Raw genomic sequence first — 13,754 nt, 5'->3', positions numbered from 1 at the left:
GCTTTTTTGCTTTTGAAACTCACCAATTATGACAGCCGTGTGACAGGAGAAGGTATAATGCCGCCCATGAACGCAGCACCCTCAGACCCGCAGATCGAAGCCCTGCGCATCCCCCCGCATTCCATCGAAGCAGAGCAGTCCGTCATCGGCGGCCTGCTGCGCGATAATGCCGCCTGGGACCGCATCGCCGACTTCATGCATGCGGAAGACTTCTACCGTTACGATCACCGCATCATCTTCGAACAGATGGTCCGCCTGATCAACGCCGGCAAGCCGGCCGACGTGATCACGGTCTATGAAGCCTGCAACCAGCTCGGCAAGGCCGAGGAGGTGGGTGGCCTGCAATACCTGAACGCGATGGCGCAGAACACGCCGTCGGCCGCCAATATCCGCCGCTACGCCGAGATCGTGCGCGACCGCGGCATCCTGCGCCAGCTGATCACCGTCGCCGACGAGATTTCCGGCAATGCGTTCAATCCGCAGGGCAAGGAAGTCAAGCAGATGCTCGACGAAGCGGAATCGCAGATCTTCGCCATCGCCGAGCAGGGGGCTCGCGGCGCCCAGGGCTGGCTGGCGGTGCAACCGCTGCTGACCCAGGTGGTCGAGCGCATCGACGAACTGTACTCGCGCGAGAACCAGGGCGAGATCACCGGCGTGCCGACCGGCTTCATCGACCTCGACCGCATGACTTCCGGCCTGCAGCCGGGCGACCTCGTCATCGTCGCCGGCCGTCCGTCGATGGGCAAGACCGCGTTTTCGGTGAACATCGGCGAGAACGTCGCGATCGAGGCCGGCCTGCCGGTCGCCGTGTTCTCGATGGAGATGGGCGGCACCCAGCTGGCCATGCGTATGCTCGGCTCGGTCGGCCAGCTCGACCAGCACCGCCTGCGTACCGGCCGACTGAACGACGAGGACTGGCCGCGCCTGACGCACGCCATCCAGAAGATGAACGATGCGCAGCTGTACATCGATGAAACCCCCGCATTGAACCCGATCGAGATGCGCGCGCGCGCGCGCCGCCTGGCGCGCCAGTGCGGCAAGCTCGGGCTCATCATCGTCGACTACCTGCAGCTGATGCAGGGTTCGAAGCCGGGCGACAACCGCGCGTCCGAGATCTCCGAGATCTCGCGCTCGCTGAAAGGCCTGGCCAAAGAGCTGCAGTGCCCCGTGATCGCGTTGTCGCAGCTGAACCGCTCGCTGGAACAACGCCCCAATAAACGTCCCGTGATGTCCGACTTGCGCGAATCCGGCGCTATCGAACAGGATGCGGATGTGATCATCTTCCTGTACCGCGACGAAGTCTACAACCCGGATTCGCCCGACAAGGGCACTGCCGAGATCATCATCGGCAAGCAGCGTAACGGTCCGATTGGGGCGATTCGCCTCACCTGGATTGGCCAATACACCAAATTTGGCAACTACAGCGGTAACCTCGCCGTTTATCAGGGCGATTAAACCGATATTCAGTGTCGTCATCTGTCCACGACGGCGGCATGACCCAGAGAGAACTCCACGGAGAAAAATAATGTTTGGACGTTTCCTGCCCAAAGAGGGCAATTTCTTTGAACTGTTCAACCAACACGCGGCCTTGTGCGTGAAGGGTGCGCACGAGATGGTTGGCCTGATGACCAACTTCGATGACTTGGAAACCCGTACCCACGCGGTCGAGACCATCGAGAAGCAGGCCGACAAGATTACCTACGCCACGGTCGACCTGCTGCACAAGACCTTCATCACCCCGCTCGACCGCGACGACATCCACAAGCTGATCACGCGCATGGACGACATCCTGGACATGATGGAAGACGCGGCCCAGACCGTTTCTCTGTACGACCTGCACGCGGTTACGCCGGAAGCGAAGCGCCTGGCCGAGCTGTGCCTGTCGTGCTGCCTGAAGGTGCAGGAAGCCGTCTCGATGCTGCACGATATGGACAATGCGCCGAAGATCGTCGCCATCTGCGAAGAGATCGACCGCTTCGAGTCGGACGCCGATCACGTGATGCGCGCTGCCATGTCCAAGCTGTTCCGCGACGAACCGGACGTGCGCAACCTGATCAAGATGAAAGCGATCTACGAGATCCTGGAAACCGTTACCGACCGCTGCGAAGACGTGGCCAACATCATCGAAGGCATCATCGTCGAGAACGCGTAAGCGCCTTCGAACCGGTAACGATTATGGAAACTCTACATATCAGCATTTACGTGCTGGGCATGCTGGTCGTCCTGGCGCTGATCTTCGACTTCATGAACGGCTTCCACGACTCGGCGAACTCGATCGCCACCGTCGTGTCGACCGGCGTCCTGAAGCCGCAGCACGCCGTGGCGATGGCCGCATTCTTCAACTTCATCGCGATCTTCGTGGTCAACATGAAGGTGGCGCAAACCATCGGCAAGGGAACCATCGACCCGAACATCGTCGACCACTACGTGATCTTCGGCGCCCTGGTCGGGGCGATCTCCTGGAACCTGATCACCTGGTACTACGGCATCCCGTCCTCGTCCTCGCACGCCCTGATCGGCGGCCTGGTCGGCGCGGCGGTAGCGAAAGCCGGTACCGGTTCGCTGATCTCCGGTGGCCTGCTCAAGACTGTGGCCTTCATCGTGGTGGCGCCGCTGCTGGGCTTTGCGCTGGGGTCGATCATCATGCTGATCGTGGCCTGGGTGTTCGTCAAGGCGACGCCGCGCAAGGTCGACGGCCTGTTCCGTAAATTGCAACTGGTCTCGGCCGCGGCCTATTCGCTGGGCCACGGCGGCAACGATGCGCAGAAAACCATGGGCATCATCTGGATGCTGCTGATCGCGGCCGGCTACGTCAATGCCGCCGACGCGCATCCACCGGCCTGGGTCATCATCTCGTGCTATGCCGCGATCGCCTTCGGCACGCTGTTCGGCGGCTGGCGCATCGTCAAGACCATGGGCCAGAAGATCACCAAGCTCAAACCGGTGGGCGGCTTCTGCGCCGAGACCGGCGGCGCGATGACCCTCCTGATGTCGAGCGCGTTCGGCATCCCGGTGTCGACCACCCACACTATCACCGGCGCCATCGTCGGCGTGGGCGCCTCGCAAAAGGCCTCGGCGGTGCGCTGGGGCGTGGCGGGCAATATCGTCTGGGCCTGGATCTTTACCATTCCGGCGTCGGCCTTCATGGCGGCAGTGGCGTGGTGGGTTGGGACCCACATCATGTAACAGCGCTTTTCAAGCGCAAAAAAAACGGAGCCGCGCGGCTCCGGTTTTTTTTTGCGCTGCACACGCTCGCCGGTTCAACGCGTCAGGCCTTCGTTGACGCCGGTGCCGTTGCCGGCGTTCTTCATGTTCTCGAGGTCGGTCTTGTCGACGGAGCTGGCGTTGTTGGCGGTCTGCCCCCGCTTGCGCGGCAGGTAGGTGCCGAGCGGGACATAGCGTTCTTCCTGCGCGCTGGCGCTGGCGGCGGCATCGCCGCTCGGAGTGGTGGATGCGCAGCCCGCAAGCAGCAGGGCCGCCGCCGGGACAATCAGGATGATCTTCATTCGATGCTCTTTCGTGGACTGGGAAGGACGGGTCGTCTGTGTGTATTGACAGCCCGGATCCATTCTACCGCCAGCGGAACGGGTGGTTCCTCTCGATTCTGGCAGGTGCCGCGCGTCGCGCGCCGTGCTAGCCGAGGTCGACCTCGAGGCCTTCGTAGGCCAGGAAGACCCGCAGGCCGTCCAGGCGTCCGGCATGGCGCGCCATCACCTCGGCAAACACCGCTTCCAGTTCATCGTCCCCACGCGTTGGCTCGTGGTGGGTGCAGTAGAGCGTACGCGCGCCCACGCGCAGCGCCATGTCGAACGCGCCGTCGAAGGTGCCGTGGCCCCAGCCCCGCTTGGACGGGTATTCGTCGCGCGTGTACGAGCAGTCGACGATCAGGGCGTCCACGCCGCGCATGACGGCATCCATGCGGCGTTCGCGCTCGCGCAGGTGTTCCTCGCAGGCAGCGTGCGCGTCGCTTCTGGCCGGGTGCGGGTTGGGCCAGGGCTCATGGTCGCCGGTGAAGAACAGCGACTTGCCGTTGCAGTCGATGCGGTAGCCGAGGTTGAGCACCGGGTGGTTCATCGCCACGTTCGACACCACGGCGTCTTCCACCGCGATCGGCGTTTCGATGTCGAGCGTGCGGTAGTCGAGGGTGGCGCTCATCTCGGCCTCGCCGACCGGGAAGTAACTGTTCTGTAGTTGTACGTTCATCACGTGCTCGATGCCGTGGCCCGTGATTTCGTCGTGGGCGCCGTGCAGGCGCACCCGGTTGCCCTTGACGAACAGCGGCGCAAAGAAGGGCAGTCCGTGGATGTGGTCCCAGTGGCTGTGCGTGATGAAGATATTGGCGGCCACCGGCCCTTGCTGGACCAGGTGCTGGGCCAGCGGGAACAGCCCGGTGCCGCCGTCCAGGATCAGGAGGGCGCCGGCGTCGGTGCGCACCTCGATGCAGGTGGTGTTGCCGCCGTAGCGCGCGGTACGCGGACCCGGCGACGGGATCGATCCACGCACTCCCCAGAACCGGAATTTCATTGCAGTTCTCCCGTCACGATCATCTCGTTCTTATTCTAAACAGCCTCGATGATACCGGGTCATTATCGCTCTAGCATGAAGATCAATGATTTGAGCACAATTGTGCGTGCTCAATGTCAGGCATCGCCAGCGTCACGCACCCGCGCCAGCAGCAGTTCGCGCTCGGCGGCGTTGGCGGTGAGCGCGGCCGCGCGCGCGAATTCGGCGCGCGCTTCCGGCCGTCGGCCGAGCTTGAACAGCAGGTCGCCGCGCACGCTCGGCAGCCAGTGATAGCCGTCCAGCCGGCTGTCCGCGAGCAGCCGGTCGGCCAGCGCCAGGCCGGCCGCGGGGCCGTCGGCCATGCCCACCGCCACCGCGCGGTTGAGTTCGACGACCGGAGAGGGCTGGACCGCGGCCAGTTCTCCGTACAGGTCGGCGATGCGGCGCCAGTCGGTCAGCTCGGCACGGTGGGCGCGCGCGTGGCAGGCGGCGATCTCGGCCTGCAGCACGTAGGATCCGCGTGGCAGGGCGATGCGCGCCGCGCGCTCGAGGGCGGCCAGGCCGCGCCGGACCAGCACGCCGTCCCAGCGCGCGCGGTCCTGGTCGAGCAGCAGCACCGGCCGCCGTGCCGCGTCCAGGCGCGCCGCCATGCGCGAAGCCTGCAGCTCGATCAGCGCCACCAGGCCATGCACCTCGGGCTCGTTCGGCGCCAGCTCGGCCAGGATGCGGCCCAGGCGCAGCGCCTCGTCGACCAGGGCCGGGCGCATCCAGTCGGCGCCGGCCGTGGCGGTATAGCCCTCGTTGAAGATCAGGTAGACCGCCTCCAGCACGGCGCCCAGGCGCTCGCCCAGCTCGCCAGGCGGCGGCAGTTCGAACGGCACCTTCGCCTCGCCCAGGGTGCGCTTGGCGCGCACGATGCGCTGGGCCATGGTGCTCTCGGGCACCAGGAAGGCGCGCGCGATCTCGCCGGTCGCCAGGCCGCCAAGCAGCTTGAGCGTCAGCGCCAGGCGCGCATCGAGCGACAGTACCGGGTGGCAGGCGGTGAACATCAGGCGCAGCAGGTCGTCCTTGAGCACGTCGCTGCGCCTCGCGTCGAGGTCATCCACGAAATCCGGCACGCTCAGTTCCTTTCTTCCGGCCTCCTGGGCCAGGAGGTCGAGGCCGATCTGTTCCAGTTTCTGGCGCAGGCTGCGATCGCGCCGCAGCAGGTCGAAGGCGCCATTGCGCGCCGTCGTGAGCAACCAGGCGCCGGGACGGTCGGGTATGCCGTCGCGCGGCCAGCGTTCCAGCGCCGCCACCAGGGCGTCCTGGGCCAGCTCCTCGGCCAGCCCGACGTCGCGCACGATGCGCGCGACGCTGCCGACGATGCGGCCGGATTCGATCCTCCACAGCGCCGCGATGGTGTCCTCGACCTTGCCCGTCATTGTCCTTCGCTCGGCGGCATGCTTTCCCGCATTTCTTCCATGTAGGCGAGCTCCCAGATATGGCCATCGAGGTCCTCGAAGGCATGCTGGTACATGAAGCCGTGGTCTTGCGCTTCGCGCGGAATGCTGCCGCCGGCCGCCACCGCCTTCGCGACCGTGTCGTCGACCGCGGCGCGGCTGTCGCGCGACAGGCACAGCAGCACTTCGGTGCTGGTGCGGGCATCGGCGATCTTCTTGTTGGTGAAGGTCTGGAAGAAGGGCTCGGTCAGCAGCATCACGTAGATGTGACCGTGGCTGACGATCATGCAGGCGGCGTTGTCGTCGCTGAACTGGGGATTGAAACTGAAGCCGACGGCACCGAAGAAGGCGCGGCTGGCCTCGAGGTTCTTGACGGGCAGGTTGACGTAGATTTGCTGGTTGCTCATGAAGATTCTCCGGTCTCAGGCTTATTGTGCGCGCATGCGTTCGATGGTCTCGCTGGGGGCGAAGTCGTCCAGTTCGAACACTTGGCGCACTTCGATCTCGGCTTCCAGGCCCGGGCCCTGGGGATTGGGAAAGCGGCGCGTCCATTCGAGCGCTTCCTCGCGCGAGCGGACCTGGATCAGGGTGTAGCCGGCGATCAGCTCCTTGGTTTCGGCGAAGGGGCCATCGACGACGCGCCGCTCGCCGCCCTCGTAGCGGATGCGCCAGCCCTGGCTGGTGGGCTTGAGGCCATTGCCGTCGAGGAGGACGCCGGCGCGCGCCAGCTCCTGGTGGTAGTCGTTCATTTCGGCGAGCAGCGACTCCTGCGGCATCTCTCCCGCTTCGCTTGCGGCGCTGGCCTTGACGATGATCATGAAACGCATGGGGTTCTCCTGTGGTGGTGAGTGGCCCGCGGCAGCAGGCCTTGCATGGTCCACGACGAACGGCACTCACCGTTTTCGACAATCCCGACGATCAATCATGAAAAATATCTTTAGCGCATGAAGCAGGGCGCCAGCGCGCGCACCTCGACCGTGGCCCATTCGGCGGCCGGACACTCGGCCGCCAGGGCGATTGCCTCGTCGCGCGAGTCAACATTGACCATGAAGAACCCGCCCACCATTTCCTTGGCTTCGGCGAACGGGCCATCGACGATGCGCGCCTTGCCGGCCGGGACGGTCACCCGCACCGCACTCTCCGTGGACGCCAGCGATTCGGCCGCCAGCAACAGGCCGCGTTCCTTCAGGTCCTCTCCCCAGCGCAGCATGCGCTCGTAGGCGGCGCGTCCTTCGGCATCGCTGCGGGTGGCGCGCTGGCCGACCGGCTCGTGAATGAGCAGCATGTGGGGCATGGGATCTCCTGTGATGTGGGTGAACCCGGCCATTCTACGGCTTCGGCAATGGCGTAGGCACGCTGCGGTGCGGTATTCAAGACCACCGATCGAAGCGCCTCAAGGCAGCATGCCGTTGGGGTTGGCCGATTCCTTGGGAATGATCTGCAGCACGTCCCAGTGCTCGAAAATCTTTCCTTCAGGCGTGAGCCGGAAAATGTCAATGGCGGCGTAGTCGTGGTCGCCCGGCCAGTGCTGGCGGCAGTGCAGGACCACCAGATCGGCTTCGGCGACCATGCGCCGGATGTCGACGCGTTTCCCGGGCCACTCCCGGGCCATGCGCTCGAAATAGGCGATGAAGCCGTCGATCCCATCCGGCACATGCGGGTTGTGCTGGATGTAGACGTCGCCGGCATAGCGTTCGATTGCCTCGCGCGGCCGGCATTCGTTGAACATCAGCTCGTAGAAGGCGACGACATTGGCCTTGTTCCTCTCGATATCGGTCATGGGGGCTCCAGAAATCGTGGCGTACAAATAAAAACGCCCGCCGGTGAGGGCGGGCGTCGGTGGTCAAACGACCGTCATGCTCAGAGCACGTCGCTCGCGTGATCGGCCAGGCGCGAGCGTTCGCCGCGCGCCAGGGTCACGTGGCCGCCATGGCTCCAGCCCTTGAAGCGGTCGACCACATAGGTCAGGCCGCTCGAACCTTCGGTGAGGTAAGGCGTGTCGATCTGTGCGATATTGCCCAGGCACAGGATCTTGGTGCCGGGACCGGCGCGCGTCACCAGGGTCTTCATCTGCTTCGGCGTCAGGTTCTGCGCCTCGTCGATGATGAGGAACTTGTTGACGAAGGTGCGGCCGCGCATGAAGTTGAGCGACTTGATCTTGATGCGCGAGCGGATCAGGTCTTGCGTGGCGGCGCGGCCCCAGTCGCCGGCATCGCCGTCCGACTTCATGAGCACCTCGAGGTTGTCGTCGAAGGCGCCCATCCATGGCGACATCTTCTCTTCTTCGGTGCCCGGCAGGAAGCCGATGTCCTCGCCCACCGGCACCGTCACGCGGGTGACGATGATCTCGTTGTAGAGCTTGGTCTCCAGCACTTGCGCCAGGCCTGCCGCCAGCGCCAGCAGGGTTTTACCCGTACCGGCCTGGCCCAGCAGGGTGACGAAGTCGACCTCGGGATTCATGAGCAGGTTGAGGGCGAAGTTCTGCTCGCGGTTGCGCGCCGTGATGCCCCAGACGTTGTTCTTGTTGTGGCTGTAGTCGCGCAGGGTCTGCAGCACCGCGGTCTTGCCGTTGATCGACTTGACTTGCGCGTACAGCGGCGACTGGCCGTCCTTCGGTTCGAGGAACAGGAACTGGTTCACCAGCAGGCTCGGGATCAGCGGACCGGTGACGCGGTAATAGGTCGCCGAGCTGCCGTTCTTGTTCTCCTGCCAGGATTCGACGTCCTTGCCGTGCTTGTCCCAGAAGTCGTCCGGCAGCTGGACGATGCCCGAGTACAGCAGGTCGGTGTCTTCCAGCACGTGGTCGTTGAAGTAATCCTCGGCCGGCAGGCCGATGGCGCGCGCCTTGATGCGCATATTGATGTCTTTCGACACCAGTACGATGGCGCGGCCCGCCATCTGCTGCTCCAGCGCGCGCACGACACCCAGGATCTGGTTGTCGGCCTTGCCGGACGGCAGACCTTCGGGCAGGGCGGCGCTGTTCAGGCGGGTCTGGAACAAGAGGCGGCCCTTGGCATCCTTGTTGCCCAGCTTGGACAGCGGAATGCCGGACTCGATGGCGTCGTCGTCGACGTTGGCGATCAGGGCGTCGAGCGTGCGCGAGACCTGGCGCGCATTGCGCGCCACTTCGGACATGCCCTTCTTGTGGTTGTCCAGCTCTTCGAGCGTCATCATCGGCAGGTAGACGTCGTGCTCTTCGAAGCGGAACAGCGAGCTTGGATCGTGCATCAGCACATTGGTATCGAGCACGAACACCTTGGTGGCGCCGGAGCGATCGGCCTTGCGGCTGGTGGACGACTTGATGGTCACTTCGACCGGCTTGTGCTTGGCCGGATGCGGTTGATCGGCGTCGGTCTCGCGCAGCTTGGCTTGCGCAGGGGCGGCTTCAGGCCAGTTCTGCTTGCCTTGCTTGCCAGTCTTGCGCTCTGGTTGGGCCGCCTGTTCGGCGACGGCTGGTACGGCTGCGACAGGTTTAACAACCGCGGGTGCTTGCGCCGCGGCGAGGGTGTCTTGCGCCTTGCGGCGTGCGCGCGATTTCGGCGTCGGCACGGCCTGGCCGCTGATCAGGTCCTCGACCTCGTCATTGGCCTGGGCCGAGACGGGACGTACCGGCGATTTGCCGGGTTCGGCCTTGGGGTAATCTTTTGCCAGCAGCATGGTCGCTGGCTGGGTAGGCATCTTTGGCAGTGGCATCAGGTTCTCAATCTAAAAAAAGTCTGGATGGCCGTGCGCGCGCTGGCCACGTGGCGCGCTGCCGCACGGAGTCGATGCTACTAACGGGAGTGGCGGATGAACCGCCGCGTGGACTGCGACGAAAAATGTCTGCAGTAAGGCCGAGCCCGGAAATACTCCGGCCCGGCGGGAAACCAGATTGGAAGGATGCGGATGAATTACGCGTTGACTCAAAATAAAGGATAGCGATCCAGCAGGTTGAACAAACTGGAGCCATCCGTAATTCAGGGCTGGCTCTTCAAAAATTCCAGCACTTCGGTGACGTGATCGTTGACTTTCACGCCACGCCATTCTTTCACCAATCGGCCTTGAGCGTCAATGACAAACGTACTGCGCTCGACTCCACGCACCTGTTTGCCATACATATTTTTCATCTTCATGACATTGAATTGCGTGCAGACGGCTTCGTCCGGATCGGAGATCAGTTCGAAGGGCAGGCCCAGCTTGGCCTTGAAGTTCTCGTGCGAGCGCAGCGAATCGCGGCTCAGGCCATAGATCTCGGCGCCCAGCGCCTGGAATTCGGGCCAGGCTTCGCGAAAGGCGATGCTCTCGGTGGTGCAGCCCGGCGTATTGTCCTTGGGGTAGAAGTACAGCACGGTGTACCTGGCGGGACGGCCAAAGAGCTCGAAGGTGTGGCCACCGGTCATCGGGGCGGAAAATGGGGCGATGGTTGCTGGGCTCTCGGCCACGGGCTTCTCCTGGGCAGTGACAGCGCGTTGCGCTGCGATATTAACCTCCCGGCGCATGGTGGCGGGGAGCGGCACTGGCATGATAATCCGGCCATGCCACCTGCCGCTAGTGTCCGGCTGGACAGAATCGCACTATTTACGTGGTTTATGAAACGTTTCCGCCTGTCCAAGCCCCGTGGTTCAGGCGGCGGCGTCGAGGATCAGCGCCAGCGTGACCTTGCGGCCTTCGCCCATCAGCACGTTATAGGTGCGGCAGGCGGCCGCGTTGTCCATGCTTTCGACGCCGATGTGCATGGCCGACAGGCTGGCCACCAGGCGCGGGTGCACGAAGCGCTGGCGCGCGCCGGTGCCGAGGATGACGACGTCCGGCGCGTCCTTTGCGATCTCCTCGAAATGGGCGGCGGTGAGTTCGTCGAAGCGGGTCACGTTCCACGGCCGCGGCGCGATCTCCGGGAGCACGGTGAGGCTGTAATTGAAGCGCTCGGCATTGATTTCCACGCCCGCAGCGTCGTAGCCGGTGACGGTCTGGTATTGTTGGGTGTTGTCGGAATGAAGCTTCATGACGTTTGCTGAAATCCCGTGTGCTGGCAAAGGCCCATTGTAACCGGATCGGCAAGGTTGCCTAAATGGGGCGCTTTCGGCAGAATGGTATTTTTCGCACTGCAACAGAGCACGCTCACATCTGGGGAAATTTTGAGACCGATCGCCAAATCCAACAAGCTCGACGACGTCTGCTACGAAATCCGTGGACCGGCCCTGGAAAAGGCGCGCCAGATGGAAGAAGACGGCCAGAAGATCATCAAGCTCAATATCGGCAACCTCGCCGTGTTCGGCTTCGACGCGCCGGACGAGATCGTCAGCGACATGATCCGCAATATGCATGGCGCGGCCGGTTATACCGACTCCAAGGGCATGTTCGCGCCGCGCAAGGCCGTCATGCACTACACGCAAGAAAAGAACATCGCCGGCGTGGGCATCGACGACATCTACCTTGGCAATGGCGCCTCGGAACTGATCGTGATGGCGATGCAGGGCCTGTTGAACAACGGCGACGAAGTGCTGGTGCCGGCGCCCGATTATCCGCTGTGGACCGCTGCCGTGAGTCTGGCCGGCGGCGCGCCGATCCATTACGTGTGCGACGAGCAGTCCGGCTGGCTGCCCGACATCGAGGACATGCGCCGCAAGATCACGCCGAACACGCGCGCGATCGTCGTCATCAACCCGAACAACCCGACCGGCGCCCTGTATCCACGCGAAGTGCTGCTCGACATCATCGAGCTGGCGCGCCAGCACCAGTTGATCATCTACGCCGACGAGATCTACGACAAGACCCTGTATGACGGCTTTGAGCATGTCTCGATGGCCTCGCTGGCCGACGACGTGCTGTTCGTGACCCTCAACGGCCTGTCGAAGAACTACCGTTCCTGCGGCTATCGCGCCGGCTGGATGGTGGTCTCGGGCGAGAAGCGCCACGCCAAGGGCTATATCGACGGCCTGAACATACTGGCGTCGATGCGCCTGTGCGCCAATGCGCCGGGCCAGTTCGCCATCCAGACCGCCCTCGGCGGCTACCAGAGCATCAACGACCTGGTGGGGCCGGGCGGGCGCCTGCTGAAACAGCGCGACCTCGCGCATAAATTGCTTACCGATATACCGGGTGTGTCCTGCGTCAAGCCAAAAGCCGCGCTCTACATGTTCCCGCGCCTCGATCCGAAGATGTATCCGATCACGGACGACCAGCAGTTCATCTGCGAACTGCTGTCCGAGGAAAAAGTGCTGCTGGTGCAAGGCACCGGCTTCAACTGGATCGCCCCGGACCATTTCCGGCTGGTGTTCCTGCCCAATTCCGACGACCTGACCGACGCTTGCGGACGCATCGCGCGCTTCCTCGACGGTTACCGACGACGCCATGCCTGAACGGGACCGGCGTCCTGACCATCAAGAGAAACAGATTTTATGAAACCGATTCAAGTTGGCCTCCTGGGCATCGGCACCGTGGGTGCCGGTACCTTCAACGTCCTTCAACGCAACCAGGAAGACATCCGCCGCCGCGCCGGACGCGGCATCGAGATTGCGATGATTGCGGCGCGCAATATTGAGCGCGCGCGCGAAGTGACCGGCGGTAAGGTCGACATCGTGGCCGACCCGTTTGCGGTGGTCAACAATCCGGACATCGACATCGTCGTCGAGCTGATCGGCGGCTACGAGCTGCCGCGCGAACTAGTACTTCAAGCAATAGCCAACGGCAAGCATGTCGTCACGGCCAACAAGGCGCTGCTGGCGCTGCATGGCAACGAGATTTTCGCCGCCGCGCAAGAAAAAGGCGTGATGGTGGCCTTCGAGGCGGCCGTCGCCGGCGGCGTGCCGATCATCAAGGCCCTGCGCGAAGGCCTGACCGCCAACCGCATCGAATCGGTGGCCGGCATCATCAACGGCACCACCAACTTCATCCTGACCGAGATGCGCGAGAAGGGTCTGGATTTCGCTTCTGTCTTGAAACAGGCGCAGGAACTTGGCTATGCCGAGGCCGACCCGACCTTCGACATCGAGGGTGTCGATGCGGCCCATAAACTGACCATCATGTCGGCAATCGCCTTCGGCATCCCGGTCCAGTTCGACAAGGCCTATATCGAAGGCATCAGCCAGTTGCAGGCGGCCGACATCCGCTACGCCGAACAGCTCGGCTATCGCATCAAGCTGCTGGGCATCACGCGCCGCACCCACACCGAGTCGGGCGAGGGCGTCGAGCTGCGCGTGCACCCGACCCTGATCCCGGCCGCGCGCCTGATCGCCAATGTCGAAGGCGCGATGAACGCGGTGCTGGTGCAGGCCGACGCGGTCGGCGCCACGCTGTACTACGGCAAGGGCGCCGGTTCGGAGCCCACGGCATCGGCCGTGATCGCCGACCTGGTCGACGTGACCCGTCTCCTGACCGCCGACCCGTACAGCCGCGTGCCGCACCTGGCGTTCCAGCCGAACCAGATGACCGACGTGGCGATCATGCCGATGTCCGAGATCACCACCAGCTACTACCTGCGCGTGCACGTGCAGGACCAGCTGGGCGTGATGGCCGACCTGACCCGCATCCTGGCCGATGCCGGCATCTCGATCGATGCCGTGCTGCAGAAGGAACCGGGCAACCGGGTCGACATCGACATCATCATGCTGACGCACCAGACGCGCGAAAAGAACATCGACGCGGCGATCGCCAAGATCGAAGGCTTGCCGGCGGTGATCGGCAAGGTGACGCGGATCAGGCTGGAAGCGCTGGGCTGAGCTGGCTGCGTTTCAAGAGACCATTAGCTCCCGCCCGTCGTTCCCGCGAAGTGAACTGCCACAAGAAAGTCGGACAGCTATTGTCCACTTTCGAGGGGTAGATGGTTAAACG

At 63.7% G+C, this 13,754-nt stretch carries 15 protein-coding genes; 5 read left to right on the top strand and 10 right to left on the bottom strand.

The features are described from left to right. Positions 1-57: 57 nt before the first annotated feature. The 3 genes from AC3A6F_RS24930 (at position 58) to AC3A6F_RS24920 (ending at position 3,186) form a co-directional block, all read left to right on the top strand. Positions 58-1,455, top strand: coding sequence for a replicative DNA helicase (locus tag AC3A6F_RS24930; protein WP_370663549.1), 1,398 nt, complete (start codon positions 58-60; stop codon positions 1,453-1,455). A 70-nt stretch (positions 1,456-1,525) separates the two neighbouring features. Beyond that, positions 1,526-2,152 carry a DUF47 domain-containing protein gene (locus AC3A6F_RS24925; RefSeq protein WP_005666076.1) on the top strand — a complete coding sequence of 209 codons (627 nt, stop codon included), beginning with the start codon at positions 1,526-1,528 and terminating at the stop codon, positions 2,150-2,152. A gap of 23 nt (positions 2,153-2,175) precedes the next feature. Then, complete coding sequence (locus AC3A6F_RS24920) at positions 2,176-3,186, top strand: anion permease (protein WP_487686425.1); 1,011 nt, start codon at positions 2,176-2,178, stop codon at positions 3,184-3,186. A 74-nt stretch (positions 3,187-3,260) separates the two neighbouring features. On the opposite strand, the gene AC3A6F_RS24915 is transcribed toward AC3A6F_RS24920, so the two are convergent. The 10 genes from AC3A6F_RS24915 to AC3A6F_RS24870 all read right to left on the bottom strand — a co-directional run bounded on the left by AC3A6F_RS24915 (position 3,261) and on the right by AC3A6F_RS24870 (position 10,927). Next, positions 3,261-3,506, bottom strand: a complete 246-nt coding sequence (locus AC3A6F_RS24915) for a hypothetical protein (RefSeq protein WP_487686423.1) — start codon at positions 3,504-3,506, stop codon at positions 3,261-3,263. Between the two features lie 127 nt (positions 3,507-3,633). After that, entirely contained in the window at positions 3,634-4,524 is an 891-nt protein-coding gene (locus AC3A6F_RS24910; protein WP_487686421.1) for an MBL fold metallo-hydrolase, read from the bottom strand. Positions 4,525-4,640: 116 nt separating this feature from the next. Next, positions 4,641-5,927, bottom strand: a complete 1,287-nt coding sequence (locus AC3A6F_RS24905) for an RNA polymerase sigma factor (protein ID WP_487686419.1) — start codon at positions 5,925-5,927, stop codon at positions 4,641-4,643. Next, positions 5,924-6,352 carry a VOC family protein gene (locus AC3A6F_RS24900; RefSeq protein ID WP_487686417.1) on the bottom strand — a complete coding sequence of 143 codons (429 nt, stop codon included), beginning with the start codon at positions 6,350-6,352 and terminating at the stop codon, positions 5,924-5,926. The genes AC3A6F_RS24905 and AC3A6F_RS24900 overlap by 4 nt, the downstream gene beginning before the upstream one ends. Positions 6,353-6,373: 21 nt before the next feature. After that, on the bottom strand, positions 6,374-6,772 hold the full coding sequence (locus AC3A6F_RS24895) for a YciI family protein (RefSeq protein WP_487686415.1): 399 nt from the start codon (positions 6,770-6,772) through the stop codon (positions 6,374-6,376). A gap of 110 nt (positions 6,773-6,882) precedes the next feature. Further along, positions 6,883-7,239 (bottom strand): YciI family protein, encoded by a 357-nt coding sequence (locus AC3A6F_RS24890; RefSeq protein WP_487686414.1) that lies wholly within the window; start codon positions 7,237-7,239, stop codon positions 6,883-6,885. 99 nt (positions 7,240-7,338) lie between these two features. Further along, positions 7,339-7,725, bottom strand: a complete 387-nt coding sequence (locus tag AC3A6F_RS24885; RefSeq protein ID WP_487686412.1) for a nuclear transport factor 2 family protein — start codon at positions 7,723-7,725, stop codon at positions 7,339-7,341. A gap of 80 nt (positions 7,726-7,805) precedes the next feature. Then, complete coding sequence (locus AC3A6F_RS24880; protein WP_487686410.1) at positions 7,806-9,638, bottom strand: PhoH family protein; 1,833 nt, start codon at positions 9,636-9,638, stop codon at positions 7,806-7,808. 263 nt (positions 9,639-9,901) lie between these two features. Further along, positions 9,902-10,366 carry a peroxiredoxin gene (locus AC3A6F_RS24875; RefSeq protein ID WP_487686485.1) on the bottom strand — a complete coding sequence of 155 codons (465 nt, stop codon included), beginning with the start codon at positions 10,364-10,366 and terminating at the stop codon, positions 9,902-9,904. 180 nt (positions 10,367-10,546) lie between these two features. Then, positions 10,547-10,927 carry an Mth938-like domain-containing protein gene (locus AC3A6F_RS24870; RefSeq protein WP_487686409.1) on the bottom strand — a complete coding sequence of 127 codons (381 nt, stop codon included), beginning with the start codon at positions 10,925-10,927 and terminating at the stop codon, positions 10,547-10,549. A 132-nt stretch (positions 10,928-11,059) separates the two neighbouring features. On the opposite strand from AC3A6F_RS24870, the gene AC3A6F_RS24865 reads away from it, so the two are divergent. After that, the gene (locus AC3A6F_RS24865) at positions 11,060-12,283 is read left to right on the top strand and encodes a pyridoxal phosphate-dependent aminotransferase (protein WP_487686407.1); all 1,224 of its coding nucleotides are present in this window, start codon (positions 11,060-11,062) and stop codon (positions 12,281-12,283) included. 39 nt (positions 12,284-12,322) lie between these two features. Beyond that, entirely contained in the window at positions 12,323-13,642 is a 1,320-nt protein-coding gene (locus AC3A6F_RS24860) for a homoserine dehydrogenase (RefSeq protein ID WP_487686405.1), read from the top strand. Positions 13,643-13,754: the final 112 nt, after the last annotated feature.

This window comes from Massilia sp. Soil_C_3 (genome assembly GCF_057657035.1).
Note: the sequence above shows the minus strand (reverse complement) of the source record. Positions and strands in the feature narration are given on the sequence as shown.